The 19,307-nt window shown below is 35.2% G+C and carries 17 protein-coding genes; 9 read left to right on the top strand and 8 right to left on the bottom strand.

Features of this window, described 5'->3' with window-relative positions:
• Position 1: 1 nt before the first annotated feature.
• A complete protein-coding gene (locus P2086_RS16905) occupies positions 2–1,108 on the top strand; it encodes an efflux RND transporter periplasmic adaptor subunit (RefSeq protein WP_317897938.1) in 1,107 nt (368 codons plus the stop codon).
• A gap of 25 nt (positions 1,109–1,133) precedes the next feature.
• Here P2086_RS16905 and P2086_RS16910 read toward each other — a convergent pair whose 3' ends face one another.
• Both P2086_RS16910 and P2086_RS16915 read right to left on the bottom strand, forming a co-directional pair.
• Positions 1,134–2,477 carry a S41 family peptidase gene (locus P2086_RS16910; protein ID WP_317897939.1) on the bottom strand — a complete coding sequence of 448 codons (1,344 nt, stop codon included), beginning with the start codon at positions 2,475–2,477 and terminating at the stop codon, positions 1,134–1,136.
• Between the two features lie 76 nt (positions 2,478–2,553).
• Positions 2,554–3,354, bottom strand: coding sequence for a hypothetical protein (locus tag P2086_RS16915; protein ID WP_317897940.1), 801 nt, complete (start codon positions 3,352–3,354; stop codon positions 2,554–2,556).
• 172 nt (positions 3,355–3,526) lie between these two features.
• On the opposite strand from P2086_RS16915, the gene P2086_RS16920 reads away from it, so the two are divergent.
• The 7 genes from P2086_RS16920 (at position 3,527) to P2086_RS16950 (ending at position 12,675) form a co-directional block, all read left to right on the top strand.
• The gene (locus P2086_RS16920; protein WP_317897941.1) at positions 3,527–3,865 is read left to right on the top strand and encodes an ArsR/SmtB family transcription factor; all 339 of its coding nucleotides are present in this window, start codon (positions 3,527–3,529) and stop codon (positions 3,863–3,865) included.
• Between the two features lie 4 nt (positions 3,866–3,869).
• Entirely contained in the window at positions 3,870–4,301 is a 432-nt protein-coding gene (locus tag P2086_RS16925) for an SRPBCC family protein (RefSeq protein WP_317897942.1), read from the top strand.
• A gap of 214 nt (positions 4,302–4,515) precedes the next feature.
• Positions 4,516–5,412, top strand: a complete 897-nt coding sequence (locus P2086_RS16930) for a hypothetical protein (RefSeq protein WP_317897943.1) — start codon at positions 4,516–4,518, stop codon at positions 5,410–5,412.
• Between the two features lie 83 nt (positions 5,413–5,495).
• Positions 5,496–6,503, top strand: coding sequence for a T9SS type A sorting domain-containing protein (locus P2086_RS16935; protein ID WP_317897944.1), 1,008 nt, complete (start codon positions 5,496–5,498; stop codon positions 6,501–6,503).
• A gap of 404 nt (positions 6,504–6,907) precedes the next feature.
• Complete coding sequence (gene clpB / locus P2086_RS16940; protein ID WP_317897945.1) at positions 6,908–9,517, top strand: ATP-dependent chaperone ClpB; 2,610 nt, start codon at positions 6,908–6,910, stop codon at positions 9,515–9,517.
• A gap of 501 nt (positions 9,518–10,018) precedes the next feature.
• Positions 10,019–10,777, top strand: coding sequence for a peptidase associated/transthyretin-like domain-containing protein (locus tag P2086_RS16945; protein WP_317897946.1), 759 nt, complete (start codon positions 10,019–10,021; stop codon positions 10,775–10,777).
• Positions 10,778–10,890: 113 nt separating this feature from the next.
• Complete coding sequence (locus tag P2086_RS16950) at positions 10,891–12,675, top strand: ABC transporter ATP-binding protein (protein WP_317897947.1); 1,785 nt, start codon at positions 10,891–10,893, stop codon at positions 12,673–12,675.
• A 383-nt stretch (positions 12,676–13,058) separates the two neighbouring features.
• On the opposite strand, the gene wecB is transcribed toward P2086_RS16950, so the two are convergent.
• The 3 genes from wecB to P2086_RS16965 form a co-directional block, all read right to left on the bottom strand.
• Entirely contained in the window at positions 13,059–14,204 is a 1,146-nt protein-coding gene (gene wecB, locus P2086_RS16955) for a non-hydrolyzing UDP-N-acetylglucosamine 2-epimerase (protein WP_317897948.1), read from the bottom strand.
• Positions 14,205–14,295: 91 nt separating this feature from the next.
• The gene (locus P2086_RS16960; RefSeq protein ID WP_317897949.1) at positions 14,296–14,664 is read right to left on the bottom strand and encodes a hypothetical protein; all 369 of its coding nucleotides are present in this window, start codon (positions 14,662–14,664) and stop codon (positions 14,296–14,298) included.
• 6 nt (positions 14,665–14,670) lie between these two features.
• Entirely contained in the window at positions 14,671–15,657 is a 987-nt protein-coding gene (locus tag P2086_RS16965; protein WP_317897950.1) for a metallophosphoesterase family protein, read from the bottom strand.
• 204 nt (positions 15,658–15,861) lie between these two features.
• Between P2086_RS16965 and P2086_RS16970 the strand changes: the two genes are divergently transcribed.
• Entirely contained in the window at positions 15,862–17,019 is a 1,158-nt protein-coding gene (locus P2086_RS16970; RefSeq protein ID WP_317897951.1) for a T9SS type A sorting domain-containing protein, read from the top strand.
• A 29-nt stretch (positions 17,020–17,048) separates the two neighbouring features.
• Here P2086_RS16970 and P2086_RS19100 read toward each other — a convergent pair whose 3' ends face one another.
• The 3 genes from P2086_RS19100 to P2086_RS16980 all read right to left on the bottom strand — a co-directional run bounded on the left by P2086_RS19100 (position 17,049) and on the right by P2086_RS16980 (position 19,274).
• The gene (locus P2086_RS19100; RefSeq protein ID WP_396127479.1) at positions 17,049–17,177 is read right to left on the bottom strand and encodes a helix-turn-helix domain-containing protein; all 129 of its coding nucleotides are present in this window, start codon (positions 17,175–17,177) and stop codon (positions 17,049–17,051) included.
• Positions 17,178–17,191: 14 nt separating this feature from the next.
• Positions 17,192–17,353 (bottom strand): hypothetical protein, encoded by a 162-nt coding sequence (locus tag P2086_RS16975; protein ID WP_317897952.1) that lies wholly within the window; start codon positions 17,351–17,353, stop codon positions 17,192–17,194.
• Between the two features lie 133 nt (positions 17,354–17,486).
• Positions 17,487–19,274 (bottom strand): UvrD-helicase domain-containing protein, encoded by a 1,788-nt coding sequence (locus tag P2086_RS16980; protein ID WP_317897953.1) that lies wholly within the window; start codon positions 19,272–19,274, stop codon positions 17,487–17,489.
• Positions 19,275–19,307: the final 33 nt, after the last annotated feature.

The following is a 19,307-nucleotide window of genomic DNA, read 5'->3' on the forward strand; positions in this document are numbered from 1 at the left end:
TATGCTTAAAAAAATAAGAAATATCATTCTACTCACCTTACTAGTCTTCGGTTTTATCTGGACGTTCTATTTTCTTTATCAGAAATCACAGAAGGCTCCTGTTGAATTTAAAACAGTGAATCCTTTTGACACAACTGTCATCAAAAAAACAGTGGCAACCGGCTCTGTTACTCCGCGTCGGGAAGTAAATATGAAATCTCAGGTCAGTGGGATTATTGAAAAGTTATATGTGGTGGCTGGGCAGCAAATAAAACAAGGCGATGTGATTGCGAAAATTAAAATCATTCCAAATATGCTTAATCTGGCAAATGCAGAAAACAGAGTGGCGGCAGCACAAGTAAATTATGATAACGCGAAATTAGAATACGATCGCAGCAAAACTTTATTTGACCAAAGTGTTATTTCGAAATCTGATTTTCAAACGGTTGATCTTCGCATAAAATCTAACCTTACTGAATTGGAAGCTGCAAAAAATCAATTGCAAATTATTAAAGACGGTGTTTCAAATGCAAGCGGTTCAGTTTCTAATACGCTTGTGAAATCAACAATCACAGGCATGGCGCTTGATGTTCCAGTAAAAGAAGGTAGTCAGGTTATAGAAAGCAACACGTTTAATGAAGGAACTACTATTGCTTCTGTAGCAAATATGGGTGAAATGATTTTTGAAGGAAAATTAGATGAAAGCGAAGTCGGAAAAGTAAAAATAGGTATGGACATTGTTTTAACCGTTGGAGCAATTGATAAAGAAAGCTTTAGTGCCAAATTAGAATACATAGCTCCCAAAGGAATTACTGAGAACGGTGCCATTCAGTTTTTAATTCGTGCATCGATCAGTAAAGACAATAGTGCTTTTCTTCGCGCTGGCTATAGCGCAAATGCTGACATTATTCTGGCTAAAAAAGAAAAAGTTTTGGCTATTCCAGAAAGTGTTTTACAATTTGATAAAGAAAAAACATTTGTAGAAATAGAAACTGCTAATAAGAGTTTCGAAAAACATTTTATTAAAACCGGTTTGTCAGATGGCATTAATATTGAGGTTGTGGAAGGGCTTAAGAAAACAGATAAAATTAAAATTCCAACTTTGGACGGACCAAAGGATGAAGATTAAAATCTGTTTCATTAATGATGCAGTTTTACTTTATCTTAATTAATTCCAACGCCCTTTCTAATTCAAGATCATTATTATTTAGAAGATCGGTAATTTTATAATTGACAATAACATCAGGCAATGTGCCATGACCGGACTTAGTGCAGGTATTGAAATTCCATTTAAACAAAGGAAACTTAACGCTTAATTTCGAATTAGGAAGCGAAAGTTTACTTATCATTCCTCCTCCAATAGCGTATTCTGAGCCACCTGTTTCCTCACCAATAAAAATCGATTTTGTTTTGTGCTTTAATACAGAAGCCACATAAGCTGCACTTGAGAATGTTCCCCCATTTATTAGTACATAAATGTTTCCTTTAAACGTATTCTTTTTTTGAGGCTTTACTTTAAAGTAATAACTTTTCATTAAACTATCTCTCATTATAAATTGATTACTGATAATGAGACCATGAGCTCCTCTAAAATACGCTTTGTGTTTAAAAGGACTTATTTTCTTATCAAGATAATAAACATGCGTTGTATCAATTAAATAAGAAAGTAGCACAGATCCTATGTTACCATTTCCTCCTCCATTGTTTCTCAGATCTATAATTAAATTTTCAACATTATTTTTCGCGCAAAACTTAAAACAGGTTTTAATCGTTGACTTTCTTTCGTCAAAATTGGGGATCGAAAGTAAAACCGTACTTGTGTTACTCTCAAGGCTTTCAAAAGTGGGTGGAGACTCATCTAAAACCGGCTTTGTGTAATTTGTAGGGAAATTAATCTTAAACGTTCCTCTATTAGTTTCAAATACAATAGAATCTGGATAATTCAAAAATTCGTTCAAATAATAATTGAATTTGTTTTGAAGTCGGTATTTCTGATAGGTTAAATTGTCTCCTTCAGAGCTCGTTAAGTGGTAAACAAATTTAATAAAGTCTGCGCACGATGATTGATTCAGTGCAGTTATAAGCGCCCCTTTATAGTTTTGATTCAAATCGCCATAAACCTTTTGAATGTATATGGAATCTCTAATAACAGAAATATCAAAAGGTAAATCCTTAATAAATTTTAAACGAAGAGACGAAAAGATACTTGGGTAAATGTAAGTATGTCCGCAACCAATAACATTAATCAGCTCACTCAGCGATTTATGAAAATCTGATAAAGTCTGCCCTTTAGAAATTTGTTTTTCAAGTTTTAAAGAGAGTGTTTCAAATTCAAACATAGAAGCGTTCAAACCAAAAAGCGGATGATTTTCTATTAAAGATGTTTTTAGAATTTCATAATCCCTTAGCAGACTATCGCCATTTAACAGGCGTTGCTCTTGGCTCAGAAGTTGAAGATGAAAAAAAATGAAGACAGTTACTAAATTAACTAATTTCACTAACAATTTTTTACACTTTAATGAAAATAAAACCCGATTCAAAAATTGAATCGGGTTTTATTTTGGATGATAAAATTTATTTACTTTTTGCTTCGTCAATTTTAAACTCTAAAACAATCGGATCTAATTTAACAGGCTCGGCTTCTACAAAAGTGTTACGCCAAACGATCAATAAATTAATTAATTGCATATCGGTAGTTTTACCGCCTTGCATACGATCCCAACGAAGAGAAATTTTTTCACTTTCACCCTTAGCCACCAATACTGGACTAGCAGTTGATTTTGCATTTGCAATTTCTGTACCATCAGGTAACTTAATAGCAGCCCTTCCTGGATGAATGACACCAATCTTGTCACCTGTATAACGACACTCAAACTTCACTGCCGTTTTATCCGTTTCCTTTTTTAAATCAGTCATGTTGCAGGTAAAACCTCCTACCTTAAATTCATTTTGCGAAGGAGGTAATTGAAAATCAGTAGCTGCAACAGAATTTGATGTAGTAGAAACTTTATAAATACCGTTCACCTCAAAAGTATAATCTGTTACCATAAATTCAGTTCCTTTTACATCAATAACTCTGTTATCCGTCTCAGTTGGCGGTATTACCAAAGGTTTTTCTTTTGGAATATAGTCTTTACCGTTAGCCTTTAATTTACTCTCGTCGGCTTTGTACAGTAAAATTTCGTCGCTATTATTTCTAATCTTAAGATTAAATTTTGCGAATTGAGCGGTTGAAAAAACACTCTTAGCTGTAATACTTGCTTCCTTACACTCTCCTGCAGTTTCAACATAAACAATTTTTTCATACTTTTTTTGCCCCTTAACAGTGCTCATGGCCAATGCTAAAATGGCAATCACAATTATTCCTTTTTTCATGTTGTTAAATTTTAAAACAAATTTAGTAAATGTATTTAAATGGAAAAATTGAGATTCTGAGAGTTCTAAATCTGTCTAGACATATTAAAAATATCATAAATCCGTAAAAATCATTTATGTAACTAAAAAGTTACGTATATTTGTGTAATATTTTAGTTACCTATAAAAATGTATGATGAAACTTTTAAAAACCGATCCTTTTCAGGCAGTAGCCGATAGTAATAGAAGAGAAATTCTTCATCTGCTTTCAAAAGAGAATTACAGCATTAATTCGCTGGTAAACAATTTCGACATGAGTCGCCCTGCCGTTTCAAAACACATTAAAATTTTGAATAAAGCGGGTTTTATATCGATTAAAGACGTTGGCCGTGAACGTATTTGCAGTTTAAAAAAGGAGGGCTTTAAAGATTTACAACATTGGATGAACTTCTTTGATAAATTCTGGAATTCTAAACTCGATTTACTTGGTGACTTCCTGCATACAACACAAAAAACAACTCCTAAAAAATAATACCATGACTCAAACACAACCCTACTCGATTGAAAGAGTTTACAACGCAAGCGTTTCTAAGGTATGGAAGGCTATTACAGACAAAAACGAGATGAAACACTGGTATTTCGATCTCAAAGAATTTAGGGCGGAGATCGGCTTCGAATTTCAATTCACTGGAACAGGTAGCAAAGGCGAAAACTATCTTCATCTTTGCAAAGTGGTGGATGTGATACCTCAAAAAAAACTCTCCTATACCTGGTGCTACGACGGCTTGCCCGGTGAGTCGTTAGTAAGCTTTGAGCTTTTCAAAGAAGGTGAAAAAACCCGCGTGAAACTTACACACAAAGGAATTGAAAGCTTCGCCTCCAACAATCAAGACTTCGCAAAAGAGAGTTTTATGGCTGGATGGACTGAAATTATTGGGAAAAATCTTAAAAACTTTGTAGAAAAATAAATTTAATCATACTCTAATAAGAACGATCAAAGCACTGTAAGAGTATTCGTTAAGCAACCAGGTGGACACACTTTTATCGTTGCATCTGAGCCTGAATGATAGTTAGTACAAACAGTCGGTTTCGTAAAGCTGAATTTAACAGTTAAATTTTACCTGTGAATGTTTAAAAGTTTCTATATTTAGGGCTGATTAAACAAACTCTAACAGAATTTAAATGAAAAACAAAACAACTCTAACTAGTGGTATTAAAAAATTAACTTTATTTATTGTAATCCTTTTCATTGGATTAAATGTACTTGCGCAAGACACCTTGCATTTGGTTTATCATCATACCCAAATTAAGCCACACGATACAACTGAAGTAAAAATTGACAATTGGCTAAAAAAGCTGAATGGAAAACATCAAGACGTTAATGTTATAGCCTACTATCACAAGTTAGAATTTAAAAAGTTTTCACAAGAACGTTGTGATGAGTTGTTTTTAATTCTTAATAGAAAAGCAAGAGCAGCATTAACTATTGAATCTATCGGACCAAAAAAAGGAGAAGACTCACAAAGGACTACTGTTGATATAATTTATAAACCAACCATTAATTTGGCAGAAGTTGCTGCTGCCAAAAAAGCAGAAGAGGAAAAAGCAAAAGCAGAAGCGGAAGCAGAGAAAAAAGCAAATGCAGAGAAAAAAGAAAAAGAAAAAGCAGAAAAAGCTGAAAAGGATAGAATAGAAAAGGAAAAGAAAGATGCTGAAAAAGCTGAAAAAGACAAAATAGAGAAAGCTGAAAAAGAAAAGAAAGATGCTGAGAAAGCTGAAAAAGACAAAATAGAAAAGGCTGAAAAAGAAAAGAAAGACGCTGAAAAAGAAATGACTGAAAAAGCAGAAAAGGAAAAAAAAGATGCTGAGAAGGGAGAAAAAGAAAAGAAAGAAGACGTGAAAGAGAAGGTAGAAAAAGAGAAGAAGGAGTCTAAAAAAGAGGAAGAAGTAAAAGAAGAAAAGAAAGAGAAAGCTGAAAAAGTGAAGAAAGAGTCCAAAAAAGATGAAGAAGTGAAAGAAGAAAAGAAAGAGAAAGCTGAAAAGGAAAAAAAGTCCAAAAAAGACAGTGATAAGAAGTAACTAAAATCAGTGAAATATACAAAAGGAGACATAAATTATGTCTCCTTTTTTTTTTACCTTTAATAAAATTCAAACACCTAAGCATGAGACAATTTTACAGTTTATTTTTCTCCATTCTTTTTTTTACCCTTAACTCACAAACACTTACACAAAGTTTTAATGAACCTGTTGTTGGCGATATTGATAAGTTATACCGATTAGATACCTCGGCCTACACGAGTGGTTTACCTGTAAACACAACCGGTAACACCTGTATTTGGAATTACTCAAATTTACTTGGTTCTTTTCCTTTAGTTGTTGATTCGTTTGTTGCACCTAGCGCAGCTATTGGCGCCACTGCAAACCCAGGCACCACCTTTGCCCAACATCGCGATTTACTATACACCTTTTATAAATCTACGACAAGCCCCTCGCAAACAGAATTGTTAGGTGCCTACTCTCCATCATTAACGCTCACCTTTACCAATTCAGCTATCATAGCAACGTACCCGGTAAACTTCGGCTATAATTTAGCCGACCCAGTGAGTGGCAGTTTTAAATACAATACAACCACAGGTGCTTGCAACGGCAATATTACCATTTCAGCTCCTGGATCAGGTACCATTAACTTTCCCAACAACATCAGTATACCAAATGTATTGTGTCTTAAAAGTGTAGAAATATTGACGCTAAGCGTGGGTATTGCTCCACTAGGAACTTTCAAGCAAACTATCTACAACTATTATATGCCAGGAAAAAAATTTCCAATCTTAAATATTAATTACACAACCTATGGACTTCTAGGTAATCCACCAACTACCACAGCATACATTTATGGTAGCAACAATTATTATGTTGCCGTTGGAATTGATAAAAACACTTTATCAAAAGAAGATTACCGCGTTTATCCAAATCCTTTTCACGAACGCTTGTATTTGACGACGGAAAATAAAAATGAAAATGAGTTTTTGCTTTACTCTTTAAATGGAAAGTTGCTGGCGCAAGAAAAATCTTTGGATAATTTGAAGACTGAAAATTTAGATGCGGGGATTTACATTCTGGAAATTAAAAATGAATCTGGGACGTATCATCAGAAAATAATTAAAGAGTAAGAGATTCCAGATTCTCATCTATAAGATTAACAATTAACGCTCTCTTAAAACAATTTTAGAAAATTTTTATTTTTTTAGGGCGCCCGGGCGGGCTGTCGCTACTCGCTCTTCATGTTTGCCCTTCGGGACAATCATGAAGGAGCTCAAACAGGCCGCTCCATCCCTGGCGCAGAGCCGAAGTATCTAGAAACCGACTTTTTACGTTGCCAATATTAAATATTCAAGCCAAACATAGCTTAAATAGTGATTGAATTTCATAAAACACGTTCGAAGTTTACCTGTAAAATAGGCATAACATTCTGATTTTAAGCGCCAAATAGGCAGGTAAAATATTTAAAATACGCCGTAATTACCGTTAATACACATTGGAACAAAATGTGTTGTACTTAAGTAAATTAACACTTATGAACTTAAACAATTATACCATCAAATCGCAGGAGGCAATTCAACAAGCCGTTCAACTTGTTACCAATAATGGTCAGCAAGCCATAGAACCTGCACATATTTTAAGAGGGATTTTAGAAGTAGATGAAAACGTTACTCCTTTTATACTTAAAAAATTAAATGTCAATCCCGCTTCTTTTACTAAAATGATAGAAAGCGTTATTCAATCTTATCCAAAAGTAAGCGGTGGTCAGCCTCATTTATCAACCGCCTCAAACAAGGCTTTAGCTAAAGCTTCAACGTATTTAAAAGAATACAACGACGAATTTGTTTCCATCGAACATTTGCTTCTTGGTTTGTTGCACGCAGGCGACAGCACTTCCAACCTCATGAAAGATGCAGGTTTAAAAGAAAAGGAAATGAAAGCTGCAATTACCGAACTTCGCAAAGGAGAGCGCGTTACCAGTCAATCGCAAGAAGAAACTTATAATTCATTAAACAAGTTTGCAATTAATTTAAATCAGCAAGCGCAAAACGGCAAATTAGATCCGGTTATTGGTAGAGATGAAGAAATTCGCCGCGTCTTACAAATCTTATCACGTCGTACAAAAAACAATCCCATTTTAGTGGGTGAGCCTGGTGTTGGTAAAACAGCCATTGCCGAAGGTTTGGCACATCGAATTATTGCGGGTGATGTTCCTGAAAATTTAAAAACCAAACAAGTGTTTTCACTCGACATGGGTGCTTTAATTGCCGGCGCTAAATACAAAGGTGAATTTGAAGAACGTCTAAAGTCCGTTGTGAAAGAAGTGATTGGAGCGGCTGGAGAAATAATTTTATTTATTGATGAAATCCATACACTAGTTGGTGCTGGTGGCGGTGGCGAAGGTGCCATGGATGCCGCAAACATTTTAAAACCGGCTCTTGCGCGTGGAGAACTCAGAGCCATTGGTGCAACCACTTTAAATGAATATCAAAAGTATTTTGAAAAAGATAAAGCACTTGAACGTCGTTTTCAAAAAGTAATGGTTGATGAACCTGATACCGAAGATGCGATATCCATTTTACGTGGAATTAAAGAAAAATATGAAACGCATCACCATGTGCGTATTAAAGACGAAGCAATTATTGCTGCGGTAGAATTATCGCAACGTTACATCAACGATCGATTTCTACCAGATAAAGCAATTGATTTAATGGATGAAGCCGCTTCTAAATTAAGAATGCAAATTAACTCCATGCCAATTGAATTGGATGAAGTGGAACGTAAAATAATGCACGTTGAAATTGAACGTGAAGCAATTAAACGCGAGAACGCCGACGGAAAAGTAAAAGAACTCGATAAAGAAATTGCTGAACTACAAGATAAACGCACTGCCTTAAGAGCACGTTGGCAATCAGAAAAAGAAATGATTGAAAAAGTTCAGAAAATAAAAACGGAAATTGAAGACTTAAAAGTACAGGCGAATAATCTTGAAAAACAAGGTGATTACGGTCGAGTAGCAGAAATTCGTTATGGCAAGATTAAAGATGCTGAAGCAAAATTAGAGGAGTTTGAAAAAAATCTTCAAACGGCAAAAGAGAGTGGATCGCAACTTTTAAAAGAAGAAGTAGATAGTGAAGACATTGCATCCGTTATTAGTGCATGGACTGGGATTCCCGTTAAAAGCATGTTGCAAAGCGAAAAAGATAAACTATTACATTTAGAAGAAGAACTTCACAAACGTGTGGTTGGTCAGCACGAAGCCATTGAAAGTATTTCAGACGCAGTTAGAAGAAGTCGCGCCGGATTGCAAGATGCAAAGCGTCCTATTGGTTCTTTTATCTTTTTAGGAACAACGGGTGTTGGTAAAACGGAATTAGCAAAGGCATTAGCGGACTTTTTATTTAATAATGAAAATGCGATGACGCGTATTGATATGAGTGAGTATCAGGAACGTCATGCCGTAAGCCGTTTAATAGGATCGCCTCCGGGTTATGTGGGTTATGAAGAAGGGGGACAATTAACCGAAGCCGTAAGAAGAAAACCATACAGTGTTGTGTTGTTAGATGAAATCGAAAAAGCGCATCCCGATGTATTCAATATTCTTTTACAAGTATTGGATGACGGTCGCTTAACAGATAACAAAGGTCGTACCGTGAATTTTAAAAACACAATCATTATTATGACAAGTAATATTGGTTCACATTTAATTCAGGAAAATTATGATAAAATGACCGATGACAATCGTGATGAAGTGTTTGCGAAAACCAAAACGGAGGTGTATGACTTATTGAAAAAAACGATCAGACCAGAGTTTTTAAATCGTATTGATGAAGTGATTATGTTTGAACCACTTTCTAGAAACAATGTTTCGGAGATCGTGAAAATTCAATTCGAAGCACTTCGCAAACAATTAGCTGAAAAAGATTTTAAAATTACTGCTACCGAAGAAGCCTTAGATTGGTTGTCGCAATTGGGTTATGACCCTCAATTCGGTGCAAGACCTGTAAAAAGGGTGATGCAAAAACAAGTCTTAAATGAATTATCGAAACAATTGCTTGCCGGAACGGTAAACAAAGACAATGAAATTATTTTAGACATGTTTGATAATAAGTTGGTGTTTAGAAATCAGTCGGTAGCGGTGTAAATTACCGCTCCTATTTAACCACAGAGATTCTGAGGAGTTCGGCGCAGAGTACAAAGAGTTTTTAATTTCTTCGTGCCACTCTGAGCCTTCTCCGCGGTACTCTGTGGTTCCTGTTCTATTTAATCACGGAGTTTTTCTAAATTCCCTCAGTGTCTCAGTATCTGCGTGTTGAATAGTGCTTGTTTTTACCAAAAAGTTAAAGGGCTAAAGGAGGTGTATGCAAAACATAACCACATAGGGCCATAGGATCAACTAAATGCCAATAACATAGAGACACATAGATTTGAAGCTTCGCTTCAATTCGATAGCTTTCGGAACTATGTTTCCTTAAAATCACTTTAATATTATTCAATAAGCCTATGTTTCTTCTATGTGGTTTAATTAATAACAGTTTTCATAGTTCTGTGAGCTAGTCCAATAGTTATTGACCACTTACAAATAAAATAGCACCACATAATTCAAACCAAAAAACTATCCTTACCTTTGCTGTAACGATATAAAATGAAACGAATTTTAACTGCCCTTCTTTGCCTTGTTACTTTATTTTCCTGTAAAAAAGAAGAACCAAAAGAACCACCTCCGCTTCCTCCAGTAGTAAATACAGGTGATATAAGTGGAAAGGTGACACATTACGATCAGTTTGGAACAGCTTACACTAGCAATTTAAATACAACAACCGTAAGTATTGAAGGATATGGTTTTTCAACTGTTACCGATGCGCTTGGTAGTTACACATTAAGTGGTGTTACTAGCAATACCTATACGCTTGTTTTTAACAAACCCGGTTGCGGTTTAATTAAAAAACAAAAACTTATTTATACGCTTGGAGATACCGTAAAGTATGATATTTCTGTAGCCGACATCCCGACCTTTTCACTTGACATGGTTTATGCGAAAGATACATCTTGGTTTAATGGGACATTAAAAGGTATTTATTACGGCGCCTCTGCTTCAGTACAAAATAAAAAAGCAATGGTTGTTGCCATATTTGGAAAAACGCAAAATTTGGATATCGATTTTCCGGCAACCTACTTAAATTATGTGACGGCTTCACGTGCCGATACCAGCGATTTTAAACGTTTCTTCTCCTACTCTCTGCTAAAAGACACGTATAACTTTAAAAAAGATTCGATTGTGTACATGAGAATTTATCCTGTTTCTACACTTGGTTCGAGTTATTACGATAGTAAATTTAATACACCTGTATTTACTGCCCATGGTATAGCCTACCCCACTCTACTTTCACTTTATGTGCAGTAAATAATTATAGTTTTAACTTACTCCATTAAAGCGCTTGCATTATTTAACATTAGTCGTATTTTTTCAAATGAGATCGAAGTAAATCTTTCTAACTTTGCTCCTCATTTTATTTTATGAAAATACTCTTAACTTATCTTAAACAACATAAGAAACTCTTAATCATTGCGCTTATCCTTGCAACAATTAATCAGTGTTTCTCTCTTTGCGATTCTATTATTACGGGTAAATTGATCAATAAATTTGGTCAACCACACGAAACCGAAGGGACTTATTTTTGGAAGCTTGGTGCCGACATGAATGATTTTATCAAGAACATTTCTGTTTTTCTAGGATTATCTATTGGAGCTGCCATGATGTCGCGTATTGCCAAAAATTTCCAGGATTATTTTACAAACATCGTCATTCAACGCACAGGTGCACAAATGTACACTGACGGTATTAAAAAAGCTCTTTCATTACCCTACAAAGATTTTGAAGATCAACGCAGTGGTGAAACTTTAGGCAAACTTCAAAAAGTAAAAACAGACACCGAAAAATTTGTAAACCTTTTTATCACGCTAGTTTTTCAATCTTTAATCGGTGTTATTTTTGTTTTCATTTACGCCATTAATATTCACTGGCTATTGGGCCCCTTGTATTTAGCTACCGTTCCTATTATTGCAAGTATCAGTTCATTTTTAGGAAAAAAAATAAAAACCATTTCCAAGCAAATTTTAGGTGAAACAACCGCGCTTGCTGGTGCTACAACTGAATCGTTAAGAAACATAGAATTGGTAAAAAGTCTTGGACTCGTTGAACAAGAAGAGAAACGTTTGAATACAACAACTCTAAAAATTCTAGGTCTGGAATTAAAAAAAGTACGCTTTATTCGTTCGTTAAGTTTTATACAAGGTACGACAGTGCATTTGGTAAGAACAGGACTAATTTTCGCTTTGTATTGTTTTGTATTTCAAGGTGTGATAAAGGTTGGAGATTTAATCACCTTGATGTTTTTCTCCTTCTTCATTTTTAATCCTTTACAGGAATTAGGGAATGTAATTGCCGTATACAACGAAACAAAAGTAAGTATGGATAATTTTGCCAAGCTTATTAACGCTGAATCAGAAGTTGTCCCGGTAAGTCCTTCAAAACTTGGTGAAATTGAACACGTACACTTTCAGGATGTTTCTTTTGGTCACAATGTTGACAAAGGCTATGCTGTAAAAAACATTAATTTAAATATTAAAAAGGGTGAAACCATTGCCTTTGTTGGTCCGAGCGGTAGTGGCAAAACAACGCTAGTGAAACTTTTATTGGGACTTTACCAACCAAACAAAGGAAAAGTGTTGTACAATAACATTGAATCCACAAAAATAAATCTAACGGAGTTGCGCATGCAGCTGGGTTTGGTTTCTCAAGATTCACAATTGTTTAGTGGTACAATTAAAGATAATTTACTGTTTGTTCGTCCTAATGCAACAGATGACGAATTACTGGAAGTATTAAGAAAAGCAGCTTGTCACACTATTTTAAACCGTGCTGGAAATGGCATTTACGCTACGATTGGTGAAGGTGGTATAAAATTAAGCGGTGGTGAAAAACAACGTTTGTCTATTGCACGCGCTTTATTGAGAAATCCTAAATTATTAATTTTTGATGAGGCTACATCAGCACTTGATTCTATTACTGAAGAAGAAATATCGGAAACCATGCGTGCTTTGAGTGCAACAAAATCGCAGATTACAATTTTGATTGCGCACCGTTTGTCTACCATTATGCATGCTGATACTATTTATGTTTTAGAGCAAGGCGGTATGGTTGAAAAAGGTAAACACGAAGATTTGCTGGCTGAAAAGGGTTTGTACTATGCGATGTGGAGACAGCAGATTGGCGAAAGAAAAAAAGAAGCGGTCGTTTAGTTTTAATCAATCCCTACTTTTCCGGTCTCACTAACTCACATTCTTATTCTTTAGATTCTTTTGGGCGTGCCCCCATGAAGTAAAAAGGCTGTTCAAATCATACTGCAAGCCTTTTACCTCATGGGGTCGGCCTGTTCGTTATAGCCGTCTTGTAAGGCTTAAGCGAGTTAAAAAGTCACGTACGGGGTCTTTGTTCCAAAGCCTCCGTCGCTTCACCTCGCTAAAGCCTTACTTCACCGGGCTACCACTTCCATGCCTCACGCGGTATCTCGTTAGTCAGACTTTCAAAAAATCGGGTTGACTTTTCCTTATATAAAAGCAGTCGATCCTTTAAGTTCTGCAATCAAGTATAATTAGATTAATCAAACCTTATAAATTAAGGTCTACAAATGATGAACCAACTCATTACAAATAAACTCTGCTGCTTTTCCATCACCATAAAGTTTTGGAAATTTAAGGTCAGTTTTTGAATTTAGTTTTTCAAAGGCATCTTTAATGCGGCTTTCATCTGCATCGGTAACAATGGCAGCGCCACATTCCACAAGCTCTACCCATTCTGTTTCAGGACGTAAAATCACACAAGGCTTTTCAAAATAAAACGCTTCTTTCTGAACTCCACCGCTATCGGTCATTACAAGTTTACAGTTTTTTTCAAGCGCCACCATTTCTAAAAATGATGCCGGCTCCGTAATTTTAAATTTTGTATTTGTTTTAATCTTTGCATACAAATCCTTGTCCAGGTTTGTTTCAATGAGTTTAGCAGTTCTAGGATGCAAAGGCAAAACAACTTCTAAATTATGTTTCACCGAAATATCTTGTAGTGATTTAAAAAGTGAATTTAAACGCAGTGGTTCATCTGTATTATTATTGCGATGAATGGTTGCGAGAATAAATTTATTTTTTTTAAGTTTCAATTTTTCAAGAATGTTTGTTTTACTTTCTGAAACCGAACTAAAATAAAGACTGTTATCGTACATCACATCTCCGCAATGGTAAATCTTAGGATTATCGGCCGTAAAAGGTGCTACTGCGTTTTTATTAAACCCTTCTTTTACCAAATTATCAAATCCTGTTTTAGTCGGCGAAAATAAAAACGTACTTACGTGATCACACATAATTCGATTCACTTCTTCAGGCATGGCCTTGCTGTATGAGCGCAAACCTGCTTCAATATGAACAACAGGAACATGAATTTTACTCGCGGCAATGGCTCCCGCCAAAGTAGAATTGGTATCTCCATAAAGTACAATGGCATTTGGTTGTTCTTTTACTAGCACTTCTTCAATACCTGCTAACATAATGGCGGTTTGTTTTCCGTGATTACCACTTCCGACATTTAAATTATAATTCGGCGCAGGAATTCCTAGTTCATCAAAAAACACCTGACTCATATTAGCGTCATAATGTTGTCCGGTGTGAACAATGATTTCTTGTAGTTGTGAACTGAAATTATTTTTAATGGCTCTGCTCAATGCTGCAGCTTTAATAATTTGTGGGCGGGCACCGATGATTGTAACAAGTTTTAGCATAATAGAATTAGTCCTGCAAATATACCTTCTATTTTTTTACTAGAAAACTTAAGTCTAGTACTTATTATAGACTTGATTTGCCGATTTCCGCTTAATATCTACTTCTTGCAAAAAAAGCACTGCAAACTATTCCAGCAATTAAAATTTCACTCAGGCGCAATAGATAAGAGAAAGTGAGGATTGGAGTTAAGGCGTAAAAAAATGTCAGGATCAAATATGAAAAAACCAGGGTAACAAGAGCTGTATACAAGGAGGAAGAAAACACATGAAAATAATTACTTTCAAGATCTGACACGCACATATAAACAGAAATAACCATGCAAACCAAAGCAGGAAGGCACATCAAATAACTTCCATTGTGAGTTAATTTTATCAACGCAATACTAAATAATGCGCCCATTGCTCCCCATAGCAAGCCAGCTTTTAGCGTTAGGTTGATTTTAAAAAGTATTTCATTCATAATTTTTTAGTTAATCTTGCTTATCAGGGCCGCATCTTTAACGTCATAATAATTGACTTCGCGCGCTACTTTCCCATCTTCAAAAAAATTCATCATAGAAAAAGAAGGCGGAAACTGATGATGATTGCCCTTCCACCAAGAACCACTCACCGCACCATTACAAAAATAATCCACACCCAAATAGTTAACATGGTCAATCATATGAATATGTCCGCTTAAACATGCCTTAACATTTGGATACCGATAAAACAAATTTGTAAGCTCTGCTGCGTCGCCGTGTAATAAATTATCAGGCACAGTTCTATGTTTTTTATTACTAAATGTTGTATCAAATAAAGTACATATTGCAAGAATAGGTACGTGAGATACAATGCAAATAAAAAAATCTGGTGGTGTATCTTTTAGTTCTTCCTCCAACCAAATCATTTGCACGCTGTCTAACCTCGCAGAATAACCGGGAATAGAATTTTTACATTGAATACTATCTAATACTATAAACTTCCACTTACCTTTTGTAAAAGAATAATAAGGCTTGCTGATAGAATACTCATCCATAGCCCTAAATTTACTTTCTGCCTCTGAACATTTTGCAACTGGCCAACCAACTAAATCGTGATTACCAATACAATGTTTAACAGTAATTGAATTATCGCTCTTTAATAGAGCATGAAATAATTCCCATTGCTTGTTAACTTTTTCTTTTGAAAAGGTTAAAGCAGAATTCATAATCGCATCGCCGCCATTAATGATAAGATCAGGTTTATGTGGCAAAGAATTTACAGCATTTAAACAAGATGCAAAGCCGCGTTCTGGTTCTAAACCATTTTGAATATGAATATCTGTGAGATGCGCTACTCGCAAAGGTTCAGGCGAAAATAGTTTGCCATCGTTTCCACTAAAAGGAATGGACGTAGCATTAAGTTCAGAAATTAAGACTCCTATTGAAGCAAGTCCAACGAGCTTAAGAAATTTTTTTCGGTTTAATGTTTCCATGCGATTGCGTTATTTGTTTTTATTGATACAAACATACCAGTGCACATTTATCAAATTATTAAGCCTATGTTACCGCAGATGATCTTATGAACTTGTAATTGTTTATGACGAAAAAAAGTAAAAAATTGACGGAGCCATTCCATTCAAAAAAATCATACCACTATGTGCTTATAATTGTTATTTTTAATCTACAGATCTAATACCATGAAAAACAACATTTTTATTCTTTTATTCCTCACTTCTTCTTTACTAAACAGTCAGGTAAGTACATTTTCTTTTAACATCAACGGCACCATTCCAAACGGTATGTTACAAGCACTCACTTTGGCAGGACAGAAATGGAGTAATCACATCCAAATAGACATTCCGATTAAGGTAAACGTGTTTACGGTTAACGCCTCTTTCTTGCCTTTTTCGGCCATCACGCTCGCAAATGGTAGAAAGAATTTTAGCAATGCACCCTATTCCAATATTTTATATACAACTGCATTAGCCAATCAGCTTGCTGGAACCGAAGTGAATAGCGGCGAGTACGATATGGATATTTATTTCAATTTAGCTACCTCGTTTTATTTTGGAACCAGCAAACCTTCTTTTTCGCAAATGGATTTTATTTCAACAGCGATGCACGAAATAGGTCACGGTTTAGGTTTTTACAGTGATGGCAATGTAGATGGTTCTGGAAAAGGCTCATTCGGTAATGTACCACCGAGTGCTATTTTCCCCTTAACGGCCTCCTTTCCATGGAGGGGACAAGATAGTGTTCCAAGTATTTACGACACTTACATCACAAAAAGTTCAGGTAACAAGTTAATAACTTCGGCAGCATTTGACTCATTTGATTTAGGAGATAGTATAAATAACGGGCCTTTATATTTTAGCGGCCCCATGTTCGCAAATCCTTCTCACTCAAATACTCCAGTGCGTGTATCTGGTGGAACCGGAAGTTTTTCATTCGGTGAAGATTTGTTACACATTCACAACTCTTATGCGAAGACTATTATGTCCTATTATTGGGGAAATGGAGATACTGTTAGAATTCCAGCCCCTTGGGAAATGGGTATTTTAAGAGAAATTGGTTGGAATCCATTATTAGTTGGAGTAAAAGAAATTAATCGTTCTGTTGGGATACAGATTTTTCCTAATCCTGCAAGCGAAGTAATAACAGTAAGTGGGCAACAATTAAAACAAGTTGATTTGTGCAATCTTGAAGGAAAAGTAATTCAAACTATCAGCCCTCGTTCGAATGAAACAGAAATAAAAATCATGACTGAAAAATTAAATGCAGGGATTTACTTTCTAAAAGTTCAATTTGATGATGCAGGTTCAACTGTGTCTAAAAAAATTATTGTAATGCATTAGACTCGTTTAAGGCAAAGTAGCTTTTAAGCTTATAACTCAACTAAAAGTTTTAAGTTACCTCCAAGGCCTTCGCTGATAATTCTAATGAGTGTAGATAGTCTTATGTCACTTACATTATTTTCAATTCGCGAAATGTACGGTTTAGTGGTGCCGCACAGTCAGCTAGTTGTTCCTACGTCATACCTTGTTCTTTGCGCATTTCCTGCAACATAACTCCTAGTTTGAATGCCTCAAAACCAGTCTCAAAAACTTCTCGTTTTTTTGTTCCGCGTTTGCCGTATTGTTTTTCTATGTGTTGGCTCAACGATGTGAGACTTTTACTTGTCTTTTTCATGGAAATACCTTTTTTTAGTGTCTGTTGAATTTCAGATAATCCATTACAAAATTAGCTAATGAGTGAACATTTACAGAAGTATTTTAGTGTGTTTTTGATGCAAGTTAGATTCCAAATAACTGCACTATTAAGCCTATTGAATTTCCTTTTTCTCTAATTCCAATTTCTTAATCCTTGAATAAATAGCGCCCTTACTTCTTTCTAGGAGTTCTACTATTTGTTTAACCGATCTATCTGAAGATATCATTGCCACTAGTTCCTGATCCATTTCAGGAGTCCAAGGCATATAAGCAACTTTGTATTTTTCCCTGATTTTTTCCACGGAGTACGATTTCTCATTGACGGGACTTTGAATATCCTCTGCGGGCATTTCAGATTTTAAAGAGTCTATCATTTCATCGGTTTTTGTATCTGGTTTTATGCAGTGAATTACTGGAGACTTGCGAAACCCTTCGGGTAAAGTAGTTGAATGAATATGAATAGAGTTCTTTGTTCGGGTTAAAGCCACGTAAAGTAGATTAACTTCTTCCATCAATTTAATTTTAGCTTGTTCTTCACGTACCTTTTTCTTCAACTCAAGTATTTTATTTTCTGTAATAAAATCATTAGCTAGTTGAATGGCATCATACTCCATGCCTTTGCAGCGATGTACAGTCGAAAAAACGATCTCTGCTTTATCTTTCTCAGAATCGCCGACGTGTTTAGATTTAATTTCTTTTATTAAAACAGGAATAGCATTTCCATATTCCTTCACAATCTCCACCATAATTCCTAATTGAGAATCTTCTGTTTTATCGATATATTCTTCTAAATCCTCCATTGTTCTCATTGTCTTGATAAGTTTATCACGAATCAAACGGTGTTTACCATTAAAGAGATTAAGAACATCGTACAAGGAAGCGCCATCTTCTGCATAAGTGTAAGAGTTAAAGTTTCCTTCAAAATAAATGCGCGTTATTTTTCGTTTTTCAATTACAAAATTGATTGCTTCAAGCAGTAAACCTAAATTCGTGCGAGCAATTACTGCTTTACTTTCTATTTCACAAGCTAAACCCTCCCCTTTAAGAGGTAAAATAGTTTGCTGCTCAATGTGATTTTTCCAGATCAAAACACGGTTTGCCAGATCTGCAATATCCTGACCAAATCTAAAACTGCTTGATAAATTAAAAGTTTTGAAGTTTACTTTTTCGAGTGAATTTACTGCATGACGCCAGGCATAAATCTGCTGATGTGTGTCTCCTACAATAACTTTTACTGCGCTTTGTTTAAGAAAAACATCAAGTATTGCAGCAGAGGCGTCCTGACCTTCGTCAAATAATATAAAATCGTATTTTAGTTGTGGAGCTAGCAAATGAAACTTTTTTAAATAAAAATCATGGGTGATGTCTATTTGACCCATTTCCATTTTCTCTAGTAAATTGGCGGTTTGTTTTTCGATATAATTATAATAACGTTTCACAAAATCTCTAGCCTTATAATCACTAATACTGTCTAAGTAATTCAAATCACTTAATTTTTGTTTATCGCTATTACAGAAATAAGATATAAACTTATTGATATGATTGGCTACCATATACTCTGCATGTTTCTCACCGCCTCCATTAAGACGTAAAATTTCAGACACTTCATAAGTTTTGTAACTAGTTGGCCGCACTTTATAGTTACTCCCCACAATAATATGTTTGTATGCCAAAGAATGCGCTGTTTCTACCTTGACATTAAAAATATTTTTCTCTCTGAATTTTTTCTCTGCTTCTTTTTTCACAGATCTATTAAACACTAGATAAAGTATTTTCGAATTTGTCGGCCTGAGTCTGGCATACTCAATGATTGTTGTAGTTTTGCCCGATCCGGCTACAGCGTTAATTTTAATATCTCCAGTTGAATGGATGATTTCTTCTTGTTCTTGGGTAAATTTCATAATTGGGTTTATTTCTTATTGATTTTTTAGTAT

Origin of the sequence: Aurantibacillus circumpalustris (assembly GCF_029625215.1) — a bacterium.
Taxonomy (GTDB): Bacteria; Bacteroidota; Bacteroidia; order B-17B0; family Aurantibacillaceae; genus Aurantibacillus; species Aurantibacillus circumpalustris.

Coding starts and splice junctions, on each gene's coding strand:
- P2086_RS16975 (WP_317897952.1), bottom strand. CDS start 17,353: ATGAAAAAGACAAGTAAAAGTCTCACATCGTTGAGCCAACACATAGAA.
- P2086_RS16980 (WP_317897953.1), bottom strand. CDS start 19,274: ATGAAATTTACCCAAGAACAAGAAGAAATCATCCATTCAACTGGAGAT.
- P2086_RS16945 (WP_317897946.1), top strand. CDS start 10,019: ATGAAACGAATTTTAACTGCCCTTCTTTGCCTTGTTACTTTATTTTCC.
- P2086_RS16965 (WP_317897950.1), bottom strand. CDS start 15,657: ATGGAAACATTAAACCGAAAAAAATTTCTTAAGCTCGTTGGACTTGCT.
- P2086_RS16950 (WP_317897947.1), top strand. CDS start 10,891: ATGAAAATACTCTTAACTTATCTTAAACAACATAAGAAACTCTTAATC.
- P2086_RS16925 (WP_317897942.1), top strand. CDS start 3,870: ATGACTCAAACACAACCCTACTCGATTGAAAGAGTTTACAACGCAAGC.
- P2086_RS16970 (WP_317897951.1), top strand. CDS start 15,862: ATGAAAAACAACATTTTTATTCTTTTATTCCTCACTTCTTCTTTACTA.
- P2086_RS16960 (WP_317897949.1), bottom strand. CDS start 14,664: ATGAATGAAATACTTTTTAAAATCAACCTAACGCTAAAAGCTGGCTTG.
- clpB (WP_317897945.1), top strand. CDS start 6,908: ATGAACTTAAACAATTATACCATCAAATCGCAGGAGGCAATTCAACAA.
- wecB (WP_317897948.1), bottom strand. CDS start 14,204: ATGCTAAAACTTGTTACAATCATCGGTGCCCGCCCACAAATTATTAAA.
- P2086_RS16915 (WP_317897940.1), bottom strand. CDS start 3,354: ATGAAAAAAGGAATAATTGTGATTGCCATTTTAGCATTGGCCATGAGC.
- P2086_RS16905 (WP_317897938.1), top strand. CDS start 2: ATGCTTAAAAAAATAAGAAATATCATTCTACTCACCTTACTAGTCTTC.
- P2086_RS16935 (WP_317897944.1), top strand. CDS start 5,496: ATGAGACAATTTTACAGTTTATTTTTCTCCATTCTTTTTTTTACCCTT.
- P2086_RS16930 (WP_317897943.1), top strand. CDS start 4,516: ATGAAAAACAAAACAACTCTAACTAGTGGTATTAAAAAATTAACTTTA.
- P2086_RS16920 (WP_317897941.1), top strand. CDS start 3,527: ATGATGAAACTTTTAAAAACCGATCCTTTTCAGGCAGTAGCCGATAGT.